Raw genomic sequence first — 16,340 nt, 5'->3', positions numbered from 1 at the left:
GCTTTCGCCATAAAAGCTTGTCGAAAAGCCAAGTTTTCAAACGAGGAGGCTGAGCGCAAGTCCACGGAAAACGTCGTGTTTTCCGTAACGGTTACCATAGCCCATACTTAAACCTATTTGTCAGGCATAGATTCTAGTGTTGACCCTGGATTTTTCTCCATATTTTGCGCAGCATATGCAATTCAGCTTCGGATAGACACTCTTTTTATTTGAGTAAATTCTTTTAAAGTGAATACTGAGTCTAAAAAACAGAGGAAGTGGATTTACGGAAGGGTTTGCGGGGGCTCAACAAGTAACACTTGGTGAGGCAGGCTTTAAATGATTGAGAAATGGGTACACAAGAGAAGCGCCGGCAAATAATTTGTTTATTATTGCTGAAAAGCTAACATATACCGAGATTTCAAGTTATAGTGTAGTATGGCTGTACGGTAGAATCTGAAATTTCCGTATGGTTTTGAATTCTTAACTACGAATAATGTCCCTTGGAAATGAGCTTAGAAAATGAATAAAGGCAGCTCATTGAGGTTTCATGAAACAGGACAGAAAGACGGTCTATACCTATGAAGCGATTAATTCCAAGTTTACTATTATTATTTTTGTTCATGGCCGCGAGTGCTTGTGGTAAGCCCGAATTAGAGATGATGACATCATTGGAGTTTTCCAAAGGGGGATATGATGCACATGATCATCAGATCTACATTGATGCTGACAACAAAAGTATAAAGTATGGGTATAGCGAACTCGGAAGCCTCCCACTCGATATTCATGAAACAGCCCAAGATGAGCTTGAACCGGGGCAGGAAATAAAAGAGATTGTGTTGACTTCCGAGGAATGGGATCGCTTGTTAGAAGCGTTGACAGCGTTGAGCATTGAACAGTGGGATGATAGTTATCATGATCTTGACATCATGGACGGGATACAATGGCGTTTAACCATTCAATTTCCTGAAGATCAGGAGATGCGTAAGGGTGGCAGTAATGATTTCCCGCCGAATTGGGACGAATTTTTAGATGTGTTGGAAAAATATACGGGTGAAACGTTGTAACTCGTTCGCTAATAATATTGACACTCACACTAAAAATTTTCGTGCATGAAATGATTTGAGATTATGAGCATTTTCCGCTATGATTTAGAGAGTCATTGCCAAATGAAATTTATTACATATTCAAGGAGGTTTATAAATGTTGAAAATGAAAGGATTTGTGGCGGCATCTGCCTGTATGCTGATGCTGGCAGCTTGTGGAGATGGAGACGCGGATACCGAAGAAGCCGAGAACGATACGGAAGAAGTTGAGGATGGCGAGACGGAGGGCGTGGAAGCTACAGATGAAAATGGCGAGGAAGATGGTTCAGACGACAGTGCTGAAACAGACCCAGCAGAAGAAGAGGAACAGAATGCCGAAGAGGTATTAAGCCAGTCCATCGAGGCTATGGATCAATTAAACAGTTACAGCACAGAAATGGATATGAACCAGTCCATAAACGTAGACGGTGAAGAAATACCCATGGATATGACGATGAGCATGGATGTTGTATTAGATCCGATGTCTTTTTCGCAAACAATGACGACACCTAATCCAATTACGGAAGAAGATATGGAAATCGAACAATACATGGACGAAGATGGCACGATTTATATGCTGGATCCGGAAATGGATGAATGGATCATGATGGACGGAAGTGACTTTGGAATGGAGGACATTCAAGATTTGGAGATGTCCCCGCAAGAACAGTTGGAGATGCTCCAGGCATTTTCAAGTGAACTAACTGTGGAAGAAGAAGAGGATCACTATGCATTAACGATTGAAGGTTCCGGTGATGAGCTCATTGAACTCACCAGGGAATTTGCAACGATGCAACAGGGAGATCCACAAATGCAGGATGAAATGGATCAATTATTAGGGCAGATGGAGATCAATACGCTGGACTATGTCATGTACATTGATAAGGAAACTTTCTATCAAGATGAATTGGAAATGAATATGGAGATGGAAATGGAAGAAGAAGGACAGACAATGGAGATGTCTCAAGAAATGCATGGGACTTTCTCCGATTTTGATGAAATCGATGAAATTGACATTCCGGAAGAAGCCATCGATGAGGCGGTCGATTTAGAGGAATTGGAAAGTGAAATGCAAGAGCTGGAAGAGGAAGATTTGGATCTTTAAATTCATACCAAGCAAAAAACAACCCGGGTTATAAAAGAAGCCCGGGTTGTTTTAATAAAACCTTTCATTCGTGAGATTACCGGCATATGTACATGTAGTACTACATAAGTAAAAAAGAGTAATAAGTGGTGAATATATGTACAAATGAAGGAGCGGGATTGAGTGAAGAAAACCTCCTGTCTGTTGTTCGCCCTCGTTTTACTTTTGGCCGGTTGTTTTGGGGTGAGTAAGGACGTTGCGTATGATGATGCGGAGGAAGTGTTGATGCGTGAACTTCAAACCGAAGGAGTGACAGGAGTCGAAATTGCTTCTCAAGAAGCCACGTCCATCATGGAACAGGGCGAAGACCATTATTTGGTGCAAGGGCAAATGGAAACCGGCTATGGACCCGGAGAATACCAAGTGGATTTGGAATATGATTCCGATGGGTATTGGTACGAGATCCATTGGGTGATTTATTAAAAAAATGTGGCCAGTGTTGGCTGCATTTTTTTATTTTTTGCAGGATTTTTGCTTTAAATGGCGAAAGCATAATTATTAAGCATAAACGGGGAGGATCACTGATGGGGGTAAAACAAGTTTTTTATCGGCAGTTATCCGCTTGTCATGATGAAAACCATTGGTTCGCATGCCTTCAGCAGGCGCTCGCGGGAGTAACGGATGAGCAAGCAAATTGGAAACGAGAGGAAACCGACCATAGCATTCATGAAATCGTCAATCATCTTATTGTATATAATAATCGTTGTCTGGAACGGTTCAAAGGTGAGCCTGTTCCCCCTATTGAGGAAGGGAATGAAACGACTTTTCGAAGCGGGGAAAATCGGGATTGGTCGGTCACCGTGGCCCAGTTAACAACGATGATGGATGAATGGCTGCACACCATTGATGGGACAACGGAATCCGATTGGCGAGCGCCCGTTCATGGAGAAAGCGGTGAGACGTGGGGGACGGAGCTCGCGAATATGATGATCCATACGAGTTACCACATCGGACAAATTGTATTTATTCGAAAACAGCAGGGGGCGTGGGATGTGGAAGAGGAGGCGCGTTGATCGTATTTAGCTGATAAATGGTTTGTTTTGGCTGATAAAACGGCCGATTTGGCTGATATATTCCGCTTTTCGGCTGATATCCTGCTGATATTCAATTGAAAGGGGGTGAAAACACTGATTGTCTTAAAAGAGCGAATACCACCCAAACAATTAATGGCACTGGAAGCAATGAAGCGACGTTTGTTGGAAAATCACCCCAGAATGGAGAAGGTATCCCGAGATCATCGTATGTGGGAAGTTGGCTATAAGGGCGAATGTTCTCTGGATTTTTACCTGAAACAGCTACCGGAAGGTGAATACTGGCTATTTTATGGGTTGTGCCTGAAAACGACAGATGGTGAGCAGTTTCAAATCGATACCATGTTGCTATCGAAACGGGTCGCCATTCTTTTGGAGATTAAGACGATTGCCGGGGAAATTTTATTTGATGAAGATATCCACCAATTTTCACGGACCTATCAAGGCGAGGTCAAAAGTTTTAGTCACCCATATATCCAGGTGGCAAGGCAGAGAACATTGCTCCGTCAATGGCTGAATGCGAGAGGCTATTTCAATCTGCCGGTTGCCCCTCTCGTCATTTCCGGCAACCCGTCAGCAACCTTGACCTTTAAAAATGCCCCGCGTCACTTCATGCAATCCATCGTACGTGCGGAGGTCTTGCCACAGAGAGTTCTGCAACTGAAAAAAGAAAACCCTGCTGATCAGTTATCCTCCTCTGCGCAAAAGGAATTATCACAGCAATTGCTTGACGGTCATCATGAGCAACCTGACAATGTCGTAGAAGCCTATAACATCAGTCGGTTCGACTTGCTCACCGGTGTTCACTGTCCGTCTTGTTTCAAGTTGTCCATGCAAAGGATCCATGGAAATGGATGGCATTGCCCTCGGTGTTCTTTTCGCCATAAAATGGCTCATGCTGAAAGTCTGAAAGACTATCGTATACTTTTCCAACCATCTATTTCGAACCGCGAAGCGCGAATTTTCCTCGATATCCCCTCTGCTTCAATTGTCCGCAAACTCCTCACCCAATTAGAGCTTCCCATACAAGGAAAAAATAAAAGCCGGCGGTATATGCTTACTGACCTTTAAATGGCTGATATAATGCTGATTTTCGCTGATAAATTGTCCGATTTGGCTGATATACGCCCGGTTTCCGCTGATATACGCCCCTTCCGCCGATAAAAATTGACGTATTTTCCTGGTTGCGTGTATAATATAGTTAAATAAGCATTTCTACTGGGGGTGCCCTGCCGGGGCTGAGATGAGGAGAACCTCGAACCCTTGGAACCTGATCTGGATGATAAAGCCAGCGGAGGAAAGTAGATGAAGAACGGGAATCATTCTTTCTGCTGTCCTTTGCTGTCTCAAGGACGGCTTTTTGTCGTGCCTTGAAGGCTGGTAAGGAGGTAAACTGTGACTTGGCATTTAATTACGACGAACAACCTGCCGTTTCACATGCAAATAAGGCAGTTACGGCATGCATTGAAAAATATTGACATCGTTCATATTCGCGATAAGGAAGCTTCGCTGCAGCGGTTGAAACAACAAATTGACCAACTTTGTAAAATTGGCCTGCGGCGCGAGCAAATTATCCTCAACGAGCATGCAGAGGCAGCGGCCGCGTGGGAGTTAGGGGGTGTGCACTTGCCGAGCCATTCCCCGCTGACGGCAAAAGAAATAAAAAAAGAAGCGCCGCATTTGCAAGTGGGGGCGTCGGTTCATAATCTCGGGGAAGCCAAAGCCCGGGCTGAAGAAGGTGCGGACTATCTTTATTACGGGCATGTATATCCGAGCGCGAGCAAACCCGACGTCCCGCCCCGGGGGGTTGAGGCATTGCAATCGGTTGTGCAAGCGGTTAGCGTCCCTGTGCTGGCAATCGGAGGTATTACCCGTGACCGTTTAGGCGGGATAGCCCATACCGGCGCTTCGGGCATTGCGCTGATTTCAGGTTTTTGGGAAGCGGAAAAACCGGAAGAAGAAGCAAGCCATTTTAATCGCTTCGGGCAGTTTAGCTATGAAACGATATGAATCCTACGATCTGATAATCGTCGGTGCAGGGATAATAGGACTTGCGATTGCGTATTACGGCACACGGGCAGGGTTGAAAACACTAATTCTTGACCGTGGAAATGCGGCAAAAGGCACAACTTCGGCAGCCGCCGGTATGTTGGGGGTGCAAGTGGAACTGCAGTCACGGACGCCTTTGTACCCCCTTGCGAAAAAAAGCCGGCAATTGTACGCGCAGTTGGCCGAGGAACTAATGGAACAAACGGGGACCTCCATTGGCCGAACGGTTTCCGGCGCGATTAAACCGGCTTTTTCGCCGGAAGAATGGAAAAAATTAACTGAAATTGAACGATGGCAAACGGCTGCCGGGGAATCGGTGCAATGCTTAACGGCTGCACAATTGTACGAACATCTTCCTTTCCTTGCCGATGGGGCAACGGGTGCCCTTTATTTTCCCGAAGAAGCGCACGTGGAACCTGTGCAAACAGCCGCTGCCTTTCGACAAGCAGCGGTCCTTCAAGGCGCTGAATTGAAAACGTATACCGGCGTATGCTCGCTGCTTCAAAATGGTGATCAATGCGAAGGGGTCATGTCGACAAGCGGCGAGGAATTTTATGGCGAACACGTTGTTTTGGCAACCGGTCCCGATTTGCTTGAGCTTTCCGCGGATCGAACCCTGCCGATTGAAGGGGTGAAAGGAGAGGCGATTCGCGTACAAGGGAAACGCCCGCTCGTAACGAAGACGTTGTATCATGAACACTTCTATTTCGTGCCGAAGCCAAATGGCGAAACGCTCATCGGCGCGACTTCCGGCTTATCACGCGATCGAAGAGCAACGGTGCAAGGCATCGGTGAAGTGCTTCGGCGGGCGCGACAACTCGTTCCTGAAGTGGCGCGCGCGGAAATCACGAAAATGTGGGCGGGCGTTCGTCCGCAAACGACGGATGACCTTCCTCTGATGGGGCCTCATCCGTCCATCCGTGGCTGTTGGCTCTGTAGTGGCCACGGACGTAACGGCATTTTATTGGCGCCGGCTTCCGGGAAGGAGATGGTTGCCGCGATTACGAGTGGAAAGGCGGAAGTTTTGCAGGCGTTTCAGCCTGATCGAAACATTAAAGGGGGAATGAATCGTGAATATCAAAGTCAATGAAGAAACGATGGATGTTCCTGCAGATGTGGAAACGATTGAAGATTTTCGCATGTATTATAATTTAGCGGATAAAAAGGCCATGATTGAACACAACGAGGTCGCGCTCAAGCCTGACGAATATGAAAAAACGGCGCTCGCCGAGGGTGATCAAATACTCGTTGTCCGTTTTGTAGGGGGAGGATGAACATGTTGAAAATAGGGGATCGAACGTTTCGGTCACGATTGTTATTGGGGACCGGAACGTTTCCGGATGTTGATGTGCAACGGAAAGCCGTGCAAGCGTCGGAGACGGAGATTTTGACGTTTGCAGTCGCTAAAATGAATTTGGATGACAGTGATGATGATCTCGTTTCGGAGCTGCAACCGGATACGTTTTCCATGTTACCGAACACAGCCGGGGCAAAAACGGCGGAAGAAGCCGTTCGCATTGCAAAACTTGCTCGCGCTTCGGGATTGAGCGACATGGTTAAAGTCGAAGTGATTGGGGATGATCAAACCCTTTTGCCTGATGCCGTTGAAACGTATCGGGCGACGGAAATGCTTTTGGAAGAAGGGTTTATCACCCTGCCGTACATTGCCGATGACCCCGTGCTTGCCCGCAAGTTGGAAGAGTTGGGTGCGCATGCGGTGATGCCGGGGGCTGCGCCTATCGGCACGGGGCGCGGGATTTTGAACCCGCTTCACTTATCCTACATCGTGGAACAAGCGAACGTCCCTGTGATCGTCGACGCCGGGATCGGCGCGCCGTCCCATGCTTCATTGGCGATGGAAATGGGAGCGGATGCCGTGTTATTGAATCGTGCGGTTTCGCAAGCCGATGAGCCTGTGAAAATGGCGGAGGCGATGAAGCTGGCCATTCAAGCGGGGCGTTTAAGCTATGAGGCCGGTCGCATTCCGGTGAAACGTTTTGCGAAGGCAAGCAGCCCTCAGGAAGGTGTGTTCCATGGTTGATCGTTACGACCGGCAAACGCGTTTTGAGCCGCTCGGAACAGACGGGCAAGATCGCATTCGCGCCGCGCATGTGCTGCTCGTCGGTTGCGGCGCGCTCGGCACGTCCATTGCCGATACGCTTGTGAGAGCGGGAATAGGTAAAATCACAATCATTGACCGTGATTATGTAGAGCTTCATAATCTCCACCGTCAGCGGCTTTTCACAGAAGAAGATGCCGAGCAAAAAGTGGCCAAAGCCAAAGCTGCCGCCCGCGACCTCAAGAAAGTGAATGCGGATGTGGAGATTGACGCCTACGTCCGTGATTTCCAGGCGGACGAAGCGGCTAAGTTTGTGCCCGAGGTTGATTTGATTATGGATGGTTCCGACAATTTTGAAGTTCGAATGTTGCTAAATGATGCAGCTTACCGGTACGGTGTGCCTTGGATCTATGGAGGCGTCGTCGGTAGCTATGGGTTGTCCCGTGCCTTTATGTTAGACGAAGGCCCCTGTCTCCGTTGTTTGAGCCCATTTTTATCATTAGATGAAACGTGCGATAACGACGGGGTGATCGCGCCGGCTGTTCAGATGGTAACGGCGCTGCAAAGCGCAGAGGCGATAAAAATCGTAAGTGGCAACGCACCTGCCGTTGCCGAGCGGATGCGTTCATTTGATCTTTGGGAGAATGAAACTTCTGCGATAAACGCAACTCGTTTAAAAGATGACAATTGTCCAACCTGTGGCACGAATCCGACTTATCCGGCGCTGCTCGATGAGGCAACGGGCAAGCAAATTCGGGTGTTGTGCGGCGGCGACACCGTGCATGTGCGGCCGCGGGAACGAAAAACCGTGCAAGTGGAGAAACTGCAAACGGTTGAGCATGCCATGCTTTCTTCCGTTCGTTTGCACGAAGATGTTGCCACCCTTGATTACGAAGGTTGCCGGGTCGTCCTGTTCAAAGATGGACGGGCGCTTTTGCACGGCATTGACGAAGGGGAGCGGGCAGAGAAGGTGTACGAACACGTTTTGGCATTGATCGATTGAGACATTTCGAACGCGTTGGTCCTCCGGTTTCAGCGTTTTTGCCGGTCTCTTTTCTCGATTTCTTCGGTCACGGCCATCGCCAGGTCGCTGTTTCCAAACATGGAGAGGACGCCGAGGACCGTTTCATCTTCGATATCACCGGCCTCTTTTTTTGGAACGGTTAATTCCAGTGTTTTCTCCAATTCTTCGTTCATTGGTTGATCCGGGTGGGCGCGTTTGTATAGGTTGTGAGGGTCCAGGTCTTGATTGATGCACCATTGGGCGAAGACGAGGATCATCATGTTTTCATCTTGCTTATATTGGTCAACGACTTGTTTTTCAATGTCTGTTTGGTCCAATTTGAGGCCTCCTTTTTGATAGTGTATCTTTGATAGTGTATCAATGATGTTGATTGAATCATAGTGCCCTGATCGGGCATTTTTTTATGTGTGTTGACGCACTCTACAGGGTGGAGGTGTTTTGCTGTGCAAGTGGATGTCATGATTATCGGCGGGGGGATCGCGGGTTTGCAGGCAGCGATTCAATTAGGGCGTTATGAGCGCGCGGTGACGGTGATTGATGAGGGGAGCGGCCGTTCCACGCTCTGCCGGCAATATCGAAATCTTCTCGGTTGGCCGGACGGGATCAGCGGTAGGGAACTTCGGGAGGCTGGAAGGAAGCATGCGAGCCATTATGATGTTGATTTTATTGATAAGAAAGTTACCCGCTTGGCAAAAGAACCGTCGGGATTTCAAGCGCAAACGGAAGACGGGGGCACGTATCGCGGGAAGAAGCTGATATTGGCTACGGGGGTGACTGACGCCAATCCATTTCCGGAGCTTGAACCTTGTTTCGGCTTGAGTGTATACATCTGTCCGGATTGTGATGGCTATGAAATCAAAGATAAACGGTCACTTGTGCTCGGTTCCGGGCGCGCGGGTGTGCGGATGGCGCTCGATCTTGTGAGCTGGACGGATCAGTTGATGTATGTGAACCATGGGGGGCAGTCGCCTGTGACCGCGGAGGAAAAAAAGCAATTATCGGAAGCCGGCATTGGTCTTTACGAGGGAATGGTTGAACGTGTTCATATGGAAGGGTCTCAGTTCGCGGGCGTAACGCTCGGCGATGGCACAGCTTTGCAAGCTGAGAAAGCGTTTATTGCTTTTCCCGGCAATGTTGTTCATTCGGAGTTAGGAAAACAAATTGGCGTCGAACGCTTGGAAAATCATCACGTCCTTAATGATTCCCGTACAAAAATGACGAACATCCCGGGTGTATGGGCAGCCGGTGATATCGCCGTGCATTCCGAGCAGGTGACCATTGCCATGGGAGAAGGGGCGCAGGCGGCCGTTTGGGTTCAACGATCGTTAATGCAAGAAGAACCTTGAAAAAAGCCGTTGTTCACGGCTTTTTTCACTTTAAAGATTGGTTAAAGCATAAGGGTTTCATCATTTTTGGCGGGAAGTCAAGTTTTTCTAACGTGGAGGGATGCGTTGAATTCGGTAAAGGTGGGGGCTTTTTCCGTATCATAATGGAGCGTGATTTCGATCAACTTTAGCATCAATTCTTGGCGAAGGTCGTCTCTTTCCCCGGGTGTCGTTTGCCATAGGCAATTTCTTATTCTCGGTTCAAACTGATGAATCAAAGTCGCGAGTTTTTCCCGGTCTCCGCGTTGTGCTTCTTTTACATAGTGACGGATCATTTAGCGATTTCTCCTTTCTTGTGCTGCTTCGTTGTGGAGGATGTTTTCCAATCGGTCAATCCGCCGTTCAAATCGATAAAAGAGATAAACCGCGAGCAAAAACGGCAAGCCGAATTGCCCTAAAAATTCAAGCATCATTTTCCCACTTCCTTTGCAAAATAGTGCGAAGACGTTTGAGCGCGTGTGCGTGCGTCCGGGAAACGGCTTGTGGGCTTACGTTCAATAAACGGGCGATTTCATTGTTCGTTCGCTCGTGGCCGTATCGTTCAATAATAACGAGTTGTTGGTTGTCGGTTAATCGACGCAATGCGTTCGTCAGTTCAACGTCTTCACTCCACGTGCCAAGGTCGCTCGTTTCGGTAATGATGTCGGGGATATCTATACATGGATAGTAAATCGTTTCGGTTTCGTGGAGGTTGTCCGCCATGAGACGCTGATTATCCCTTTGTTCCCGTCGGCGTTGGTCATATTGAACGGAAGTCCAGTACAATGTTTTTGATAAATAGTGCGTAAATTGCACATTTGCATAATGGTCTTTAAATGCTTCGTTCAATGCCTGGAATGCATCATGATTGGGAAAACAGACCGCTTGGATGAACATGTGCCGATATTCGTCGTGTTCAAGAAAACCATGAAAGATTTGCTGTTTGGCCAGTTTAGGATTGTTGTCGAAAAACGCGGCCATCTGAGGACATTTCTTTTTGAGTTGCTCTATTGTGTCGTGATTCATCCGCTCACCCTCCCTTGTGTCTATAGTACAGAAAGGAAAATTAAGAAGCTTTTTTCAACATAATACGAACATTAGTTCTAAAATTATAATTCCTCGAAGAAAAAATTGCAACCCGTTAGGGGAGCGGTTCTTTCTACCTGCATGAGGAGCGTATGGTGCCCGAACTTGATCAAAGACGGTCATTTCGGACACCATGAAGGGCCTATGACACCCGAATTTAATTGATGCGAAGCTTCTCGGTCGTCATGATGCGGTTATGGTGCTTGAAAACGAGGGCTTGTCCCTTTTTCGGTCGCCATGAAGTGGTCAACAACCCGATTGAGGGGCTAATTGTACTGTTTCAGAGCTCTTGCCTCGCAAAGGATAATAAATTTTCATCGAATTTCAACATAATCATAGGCATAGCAACGTTTACATAAAAAGTGTAGCCCTCGAAATTGGGGGTCTGAGGACTCTTTGTGTTGGGTGGGCTTCATATAAGTCTTCAGGATGGGGTTTAGCGGACTCTGTCTGCACCCAAATGAGTCCTCAGAATGAGGTTTAGCGCACGCATCATGGTCGCCGAGCGTTCGTCTGTAAATGCAACAAAACACGGGAGGGATGTTCGACATTTCCTTTCCGTCTTCTTTCCATGAGTGTTGGCGGGCGTAAAAAAAGCGATGTTGGTTCGGCGGAAGGAAATGTTGAAGGGGAGCACAAAACTAGACGTGAGACAGCGCAAAAATCTCTGTTTTGAGAAAAATTCCTTGACAAATATTCTTATTGATGGTTTAATATTAGAAATAACATCCTTTTGACCTCAACCCCTATATTTATTCAATATTAAAAATAATTAAAAATAATAATAGGAAGCGTGTGATGCACATAGGGATAATTATAGGAAGGTGACAAATATGAAGATGCAACGTTTGTGGTTGATATTGGGCGCGATGGCTGCCTCAATATTCTTTTTCTTTTTCGGTCTCATTACTTCCCTGGAAGTCATTAGTGCGATCGCCCAAATTGTTGGTTTCTGCGGCATTATTTTTACAAGCCTGTATGGTTTGTTGAGCAAGAGGACGAAAGAAGAAATCTATGAAGAAAATAAAAAATTGCAACTTTGAAAAAGGCCCCTTTGCCCAGGGCCTTTTTCGTCATTAGTGTGGCATATTGCCGGAAGGAAGTTGGCTTTTCATGCCCGAATATTCCTGGAATGTTTGTTGAATCGTTTGTTGCGGGGCTCCCTCGAGGGCGTACCATCCCTTTTGAAACATGGTGTTAAATAAATCGCGCGCGCATTGGTCGGTTTCGTTACAAATGGAATTGATTTCTTGGAATAATTTCGTATGGCCCGCTTCATTCATAGCTGTCCCATACGAAGCTGACATGTATTTTTCCGTGGACAAAAGATCGGTAATAAAATCTTTATCATTCATTTGCTGCGTGTTTGGGACGTTTGTTTGCGGATTTTGTATTTTTTGTCCTGAAATGGTTCTCATCTCCTTTATTGGGTGTGTTGTTGCAAGTGGGAAAGAAACGTTTGATAATGGTGTTCATGCATTTGCGCGACGCGTTGACAAGCGCTTTTAATGTCGTTGTCGTTACATTGCTCTGCATAAAAATTTGCTTTTTTTGCCGCGGTAAGGTTCCAGTTCAGCATATCCGACAGATAAAGCTGATCCTTTGTGGAAAGCGTTTGCGGCGGTTCCATCATCATGTTTTGCTGCCCCGATTGGCCGGGTTGTTGTTGCATATCCATTCGCAGTTCCTCCTTTATCCTTGACTAGTTGCTAGCTTCACCAAACGATAAGGAAATATGTATTGCTAAGTCACGAAAAATCTTTTATAGTATAGATAGATATCGTTTTCATGTTTATCACAAAAGGCATATTAGCTTTTTGTGAATGCTTATTAAGCTTTAATGAATGAACATTCATTCAAAAAAGGGAGGCTAATGATGAAGAAAAATATTCAACGTGCAGCCGTTCTGGGTTCCGGTGTGATGGGATCCGGCATTGCCGCGCATCTTGCCAATTTAGGCATTCCGGTATTGCTCCTTGATATCGTTCCTAATGAATTAACCGATGATGAAAAAGCAAAAGGATTAACCTTAGACGACCGCGCCGTCCGCAACAGGCTTGCGGCCGAGAACAAGAAAAAATTGTTCAAACAAAACCCCGCACCGCTGGCATCAAAAAAGAATGCAAATAAAATTGAAGTTGGAAATTTGGAAGATGACATTGGACGTCTTGCCGATGTGGATTGGATTATTGAAGTCGTCGTGGAAAAATTGGAAGTCAAACAGCAACTGTTTGAAAAAGTGGAGCAACACCGCTCGCCCGGCACGATCGTCTCGTCAAACACATCCGGGATTTCGGTCAATGCCATGGCTGAAGGACGGAGTGAAGAATTCCGGCGCCATTTCATGGGCACCCATTTTTTCAACCCGCCTCGCTATCTTCACTTGCTCGAAGTTATCCCGACAAAAGATACCGATGCCGGTGTGCTGGCTGATATGAAAACGTTTGCTGAAGAAGTGCTCGGGAAAGGTGTTGTGGAAGCGAAAGACACGCCAAACTTTATCGGCAACCGTATCGGAACCTACGGCCTTCTCGCCAGTGTTCGGAAAATGCAGGAACTGGGACTGTCTATCACCGAAGTTGATTCCATTACGGGCCCCTTGATCGGCCGTCCGAAAAGCGCCACGTTCCGAACGCTTGATGTCGTTGGCCTGGACACATTCGTTCACGTTGCCCGCAATGTCTACGATCAAGTGGAAGGCGAAGAACGAGACATTTTTGACCCTCCCCAATTTTTAAAAGATATGGCGGAAAAGGGTTGGATCGGCGCAAAAGCCGGCCAAGGTTTTTATTTGAAAAAAGGAAAGGGCGACAACAAGGAAATTTTGGAGCTTGACCCTGAAACAATGGAATACCGCCAAGGCCAGAAATTGAAGGCGCCCTCTGTTCAAGCTGCGGAACAAGCAAAAGGAAAAGCGGCGAAAATTCAAGCGCTCGCGTATGCCGATGACAAAGCCGGTAACTTTACCTGGGACACATTAAAAGCTTCGTTGCTTTATTCGGCGGAAAAAAGTGATGAAATCGCCAATGACATCGCGGCGATTGACAACGCCATGAAGTGGGGATTCGGTTGGGATCTTGGCCCATTCGAAGTTTGGGATGCTCTCGATGTGGAACGTTCCGTCAAAAAGATGGAAGAAGAAGGCGAAAATGTGCCCGCGTGGGTGAAAGATATGCTCAATGCCGGCTATAAAAGCTTTTACAACGCCGCCGGTGACTTTTATCACAAAGGCGCTTATCAAAAACCGGACATCAATGAGAAAGAGATTGACGTAGCAACACATCTGAAAAACGAAAAGAACATCATCACGAAAAACGCCGGTGCTGTTCTCACCGACCTCGGTGACGATGTGGCGGCACTCACATTCACATCGCCGAACAATTCGATTGGGTTAGACGTCATCCAAATGGTGAACAAAGCACTTGATGAAGTGGAGAAAAATTACAAGGGGCTCGTTATTGCCAACAAAGGAAAGAATTTCTGCGTCGGCGCGAATCTTATGATGATGCTCATGGAAGCGCAAGATGATGCGTTTGATGAACTTGATATGGTTATTCGACGCTTCCAAGGCATGACATCGCGTATTCGTTACAGCGGGAAACCGGTCGTTGCCGCACCTTTCCAAATGACCCTCGGCGGCGGAGCGGAAATTTGCTTGCCATCGGCGAGTATTCAGGCTTCAGCGGAAACGTACATGGGATTGGTGGAAACTGGCGTCGGACTCGTTCCCGGCGGAGGCGGAAATAAAGAATTATACATTCGCGAACTTGAAAAAATGCCCGAGGATGCCGGAATTGACCTGCAACCGGTAGCGAATGCTGTCTTTGAAAAAGTTGCCATGGCCAAAGTGGGAACATCGGCTCAAGAATCTGCGGAAAACGGATTTATGAGCGACCGTGATGCCATTATCGCCAATAGCAATCACACGGTTTGGTATGCGAAACAAAAGGTTCAGGAGCTGTATGAAAAAGGATATCAGCCCCCGGTTCGACAACCCATTCCCGTTGTCGGTGAAACCGGTTATGCAACGATGCTGCTCGGTGCCAAGTCAATGCGTACTGGCGGACAAATCAGCGATCACGACTTAAAAATCGCGGGTAAACTTGCGTTTCTGATTGCCGGCGGACGTGTGCCGAAGGGAACGAAAGTCGATGAAGACTACTTGTTGGACCTTGAAAGGGAAGCATTTTTAAGTTTAATTGCCGAACCGAAAACGCAACAGCGTATGCAGCACATGTTAAAAACCGGAAAACCTTTGCGCAATTAATCGGTTTGGCAGTTCGTCTATGAAAAAAGATACAAAGATTGGGAGGGGAAGCTGTTGAAAGAAGCGGTTATTGTAGCTGGAGCACGGACACCCGTGGGAAAAGCGAAAAAAGGAACGCTGGCGAATACAAGGCCGGATGATTATGCAGCGGTCACGATTAAAGAAACATTAAAACGGGCAGGGGATTATGACGCCTCAAAGATCGATGATGTCGTGATCGGGTGTGCCATGCCTGAGGCAGAACAAGGCATGAACGTGGCACGAAGTATTTCCGCATTGGCAGAATTGCCGCACACCGTACCTGCCGCAACGATAAATCGTTATTGCGCTTCGGGCTTGCAAAGCATTGGTTACGCAGCCGAGCGCATTATGCTCGGGCACTCGCAAGCGGCAATTGCCGGGGGCACGGAATCGATGAGTCTTATTCCGATGGGCGGGCACGTGATCGCTCCAAACGCGAAACTCGTGGAAGATGCTCCGGAATATTACATGCAAATGGGCCATACCGCCGAACAGGTGGCTCAGGAATTTGATGTGAGCCGCGAGGATCAAGATGCGTTCGCTGCACAAAGCCATAAGCGGGCGGCGGCAGCGATTGAAGCAGGCCGATTCGAGGACGAAATCGTTCCGGTGGAAGTCAAACAACGCTCCGTCGGGAGTGACAATAAGTTGCAGGAGAACACGATTACGTTTTCCCGTGATGAAGGGGTGCGCCCGGATACAACGGCAGAGAAACTGAGCGGCTTGCGTCCGGTGTTTCATCCGAAAGGGAGCGTGACCGCGGGAAATGCCTCGCAAACGAGCGACGGCGCAGCTTCCGTACTTGTCATGGACCGAGAGATGGCTGAAGCCGATGGCCTAAAACCCCTTGCCAAGTTTCGCGGGATGGCTGTTTCCGGTGTGCGTCCCGAGGTAATGGGCATCGGCCCCGTAGAAGCGATTCCGAAAGTGCTTGATATTGTCGGGTTGAGCAAGGATGATATTGGGCTTTTCGAATTGAACGAAGCGTTTGCTTCCCAATCCTTGCAAGTGATTCGCGAACTGGGCATTGATCATGACAAAGTGAATGTCAATGGCGGAGCAATTGCGCTCGGGCATCCGCTCGGTTGCACGGGCACGAAACTCACGCTTTCATTGGTTCACGAAATGAAGCGCAGGAACGAGCAGTTTGGCATTGTTACGATGTGCATCGGCGGCGGCATGGGCGCAGCAGGCGTGTTTGAATTATTATAATCGTAAAGGAGAGGTCATA

Annotated in this window: 20 protein-coding genes and 1 riboswitch; of the genes, 14 read left to right on the top strand and 6 right to left on the bottom strand. The window is 47.5% G+C overall.

Translation table 11 applies throughout. The features are described from left to right. Window positions 1-560: 560 nt before the first annotated feature. The 10 genes from HUG15_RS19595 (at window position 561) to HUG15_RS19550 (ending at window position 8,350) form a co-directional block, all read left to right on the top strand. Window positions 561-1,046, top strand: coding sequence for a hypothetical protein (locus HUG15_RS19595; RefSeq protein ID WP_200124990.1), 486 nt, complete (start codon window positions 561-563; stop codon window positions 1,044-1,046). Between the two features lie 136 nt (window positions 1,047-1,182). After that, window positions 1,183-2,169 carry a DUF6612 family protein gene (locus tag HUG15_RS19590; RefSeq protein ID WP_200124988.1) on the top strand — a complete coding sequence of 329 codons (987 nt, stop codon included), beginning with the start codon at window positions 1,183-1,185 and terminating at the stop codon, window positions 2,167-2,169. A gap of 162 nt (window positions 2,170-2,331) precedes the next feature. After that, window positions 2,332-2,631 carry a hypothetical protein gene (locus HUG15_RS19585; RefSeq protein ID WP_200124986.1) on the top strand — a complete coding sequence of 100 codons (300 nt, stop codon included), beginning with the start codon at window positions 2,332-2,334 and terminating at the stop codon, window positions 2,629-2,631. Between the two features lie 101 nt (window positions 2,632-2,732). After that, window positions 2,733-3,221 (top strand): DinB family protein, encoded by a 489-nt coding sequence (locus HUG15_RS19580; RefSeq protein ID WP_200124984.1) that lies wholly within the window; start codon window positions 2,733-2,735, stop codon window positions 3,219-3,221. Window positions 3,222-3,326: 105 nt separating this feature from the next. Beyond that, window positions 3,327-4,310, top strand: a complete 984-nt coding sequence (locus tag HUG15_RS19575) for a nuclease-related domain-containing protein (RefSeq protein ID WP_211202275.1) — start codon at window positions 3,327-3,329, stop codon at window positions 4,308-4,310. 139 nt (window positions 4,311-4,449) lie between these two features. Then, window positions 4,450-4,556: riboswitch (TPP riboswitch) on the top strand. A 78-nt stretch (window positions 4,557-4,634) separates the two neighbouring features. Next, the gene (locus HUG15_RS19570) at window positions 4,635-5,249 is read left to right on the top strand and encodes a thiamine phosphate synthase (RefSeq protein ID WP_200124979.1); all 615 of its coding nucleotides are present in this window, start codon (window positions 4,635-4,637) and stop codon (window positions 5,247-5,249) included. Next, window positions 5,236-6,378, top strand: coding sequence for a glycine oxidase ThiO (gene thiO / locus HUG15_RS19565; protein WP_200124977.1), 1,143 nt, complete (start codon window positions 5,236-5,238; stop codon window positions 6,376-6,378). Before HUG15_RS19570 ends, thiO begins: the two co-directional genes overlap by 14 nt. Next, window positions 6,359-6,562, top strand: a complete 204-nt coding sequence (thiS, locus tag HUG15_RS19560) for a sulfur carrier protein ThiS (protein ID WP_200124975.1) — start codon at window positions 6,359-6,361, stop codon at window positions 6,560-6,562. The genes thiO and thiS overlap by 20 nt, the downstream gene beginning before the upstream one ends. A gap of 2 nt (window positions 6,563-6,564) precedes the next feature. Then, window positions 6,565-7,329: a thiazole synthase gene (locus HUG15_RS19555; RefSeq protein WP_200124973.1), complete on the top strand. Its 765-nt coding sequence runs from the start codon at window positions 6,565-6,567 to the stop codon at window positions 7,327-7,329. Beyond that, entirely contained in the window at window positions 7,322-8,350 is a 1,029-nt protein-coding gene (locus tag HUG15_RS19550; protein ID WP_200124971.1) for a ThiF family adenylyltransferase, read from the top strand. The genes HUG15_RS19555 and HUG15_RS19550 overlap by 8 nt, the downstream gene beginning before the upstream one ends. A 29-nt stretch (window positions 8,351-8,379) precedes the next feature. Here the strand turns inward: HUG15_RS19550 and HUG15_RS19545 are convergent, their stop codons facing one another. Further along, on the bottom strand, window positions 8,380-8,688 hold the full coding sequence (locus HUG15_RS19545; protein WP_200124969.1) for a hypothetical protein: 309 nt from the start codon (window positions 8,686-8,688) through the stop codon (window positions 8,380-8,382). A 126-nt stretch (window positions 8,689-8,814) separates the two neighbouring features. Here HUG15_RS19545 and HUG15_RS19540 point away from each other — a divergent pair, with 126 nt between their 5' ends. Then, entirely contained in the window at window positions 8,815-9,717 is a 903-nt protein-coding gene (locus HUG15_RS19540) for an NAD(P)/FAD-dependent oxidoreductase (RefSeq protein ID WP_246516413.1), read from the top strand. Window positions 9,718-9,794: 77 nt separating this feature from the next. On the opposite strand, the gene HUG15_RS19535 is transcribed toward HUG15_RS19540, so the two are convergent. From HUG15_RS19535 to HUG15_RS19525, 3 genes are read right to left on the bottom strand one after another with little or no spacing between them, the layout of a single operon-like run. After that, entirely contained in the window at window positions 9,795-10,031 is a 237-nt protein-coding gene (locus tag HUG15_RS19535; RefSeq protein WP_200124968.1) for a helix-turn-helix domain-containing protein, read from the bottom strand. Then, window positions 10,032-10,169: a YvrJ family protein gene (locus tag HUG15_RS19530; RefSeq protein WP_200124966.1), complete on the bottom strand. Its 138-nt coding sequence runs from the start codon at window positions 10,167-10,169 to the stop codon at window positions 10,032-10,034. Next, window positions 10,159-10,761: a sigma-70 family RNA polymerase sigma factor gene (locus HUG15_RS19525; RefSeq protein WP_200124964.1), complete on the bottom strand. Its 603-nt coding sequence runs from the start codon at window positions 10,759-10,761 to the stop codon at window positions 10,159-10,161. Before HUG15_RS19525 ends, HUG15_RS19530 begins: the two co-directional genes overlap by 11 nt. Before the next feature lie 893 nt (window positions 10,762-11,654). On the opposite strand from HUG15_RS19525, the gene HUG15_RS19520 reads away from it, so the two are divergent. After that, window positions 11,655-11,864 carry a hypothetical protein gene (locus HUG15_RS19520; protein WP_200124962.1) on the top strand — a complete coding sequence of 70 codons (210 nt, stop codon included), beginning with the start codon at window positions 11,655-11,657 and terminating at the stop codon, window positions 11,862-11,864. Between the two features lie 33 nt (window positions 11,865-11,897). Here the strand turns inward: HUG15_RS19520 and HUG15_RS19515 are convergent, their stop codons facing one another. Continuing rightward, on the bottom strand, window positions 11,898-12,239 hold the full coding sequence (locus tag HUG15_RS19515) for a spore coat protein (protein WP_200124960.1): 342 nt from the start codon (window positions 12,237-12,239) through the stop codon (window positions 11,898-11,900). 5 nt (window positions 12,240-12,244) lie between these two features. After that, window positions 12,245-12,499: a hypothetical protein gene (locus tag HUG15_RS19510; protein ID WP_343073133.1), complete on the bottom strand. Its 255-nt coding sequence runs from the start codon at window positions 12,497-12,499 to the stop codon at window positions 12,245-12,247. A gap of 198 nt (window positions 12,500-12,697) precedes the next feature. On the opposite strand from HUG15_RS19510, the gene HUG15_RS19505 reads away from it, so the two are divergent. Continuing rightward, window positions 12,698-15,088, top strand: coding sequence for a 3-hydroxyacyl-CoA dehydrogenase/enoyl-CoA hydratase family protein (locus tag HUG15_RS19505; protein WP_200124958.1), 2,391 nt, complete (start codon window positions 12,698-12,700; stop codon window positions 15,086-15,088). Window positions 15,089-15,142: 54 nt separating this feature from the next. Further along, a complete protein-coding gene (locus HUG15_RS19500) occupies window positions 15,143-16,321 on the top strand; it encodes an acetyl-CoA C-acetyltransferase (RefSeq protein ID WP_200124956.1) in 1,179 nt (392 codons plus the stop codon). Window positions 16,322-16,340: the final 19 nt, after the last annotated feature.

Source organism: Salicibibacter cibarius (assembly GCF_016495725.1).
In the GTDB taxonomy this organism is placed as follows: Bacteria; Bacillota; Bacilli; order Bacillales; family Marinococcaceae; genus Salicibibacter; species Salicibibacter cibarius.
Note: the sequence above shows the minus strand (reverse complement) of the source record. Positions and strands in the feature narration are given on the sequence as shown.

What these genes read in the sequence shown, in the direction of transcription:
- HUG15_RS19595 (WP_200124990.1), top strand. Translation starts at nt 561, where the DNA reads ATGAAGCGATTAATTCCAAGTTTACTATTATTATTTTTGTTCATGGCC.
- HUG15_RS19590 (WP_200124988.1), top strand. Translation starts at nt 1,183, where the DNA reads ATGTTGAAAATGAAAGGATTTGTGGCGGCATCTGCCTGTATGCTGATG.
- HUG15_RS19580 (WP_200124984.1), top strand. Translation starts at nt 2,733, where the DNA reads ATGGGGGTAAAACAAGTTTTTTATCGGCAGTTATCCGCTTGTCATGAT.
- thiO (WP_200124977.1), top strand. Translation starts at nt 5,236, where the DNA reads ATGAAACGATATGAATCCTACGATCTGATAATCGTCGGTGCAGGGATA.
- HUG15_RS19555 (WP_200124973.1), top strand. Translation starts at nt 6,565, where the DNA reads ATGTTGAAAATAGGGGATCGAACGTTTCGGTCACGATTGTTATTGGGG.
- HUG15_RS19550 (WP_200124971.1), top strand. Translation starts at nt 7,322, where the DNA reads ATGGTTGATCGTTACGACCGGCAAACGCGTTTTGAGCCGCTCGGAACA.
- HUG15_RS19535 (WP_200124968.1), bottom strand. Translation starts at nt 10,031, where the DNA reads ATGATCCGTCACTATGTAAAAGAAGCACAACGCGGAGACCGGGAAAAA.
- HUG15_RS19530 (WP_200124966.1), bottom strand. Translation starts at nt 10,169, where the DNA reads ATGATGCTTGAATTTTTAGGGCAATTCGGCTTGCCGTTTTTGCTCGCG.
- HUG15_RS19525 (WP_200124964.1), bottom strand. Translation starts at nt 10,761, where the DNA reads ATGAATCACGACACAATAGAGCAACTCAAAAAGAAATGTCCTCAGATG.
- HUG15_RS19520 (WP_200124962.1), top strand. Translation starts at nt 11,655, where the DNA reads ATGAAGATGCAACGTTTGTGGTTGATATTGGGCGCGATGGCTGCCTCA.
- HUG15_RS19515 (WP_200124960.1), bottom strand. Translation starts at nt 12,239, where the DNA reads ATGAGAACCATTTCAGGACAAAAAATACAAAATCCGCAAACAAACGTC.
- HUG15_RS19510 (WP_343073133.1), bottom strand. Translation starts at nt 12,499, where the DNA reads ATGGATATGCAACAACAACCCGGCCAATCGGGGCAGCAAAACATGATG.
- HUG15_RS19505 (WP_200124958.1), top strand. Translation starts at nt 12,698, where the DNA reads ATGAAGAAAAATATTCAACGTGCAGCCGTTCTGGGTTCCGGTGTGATG.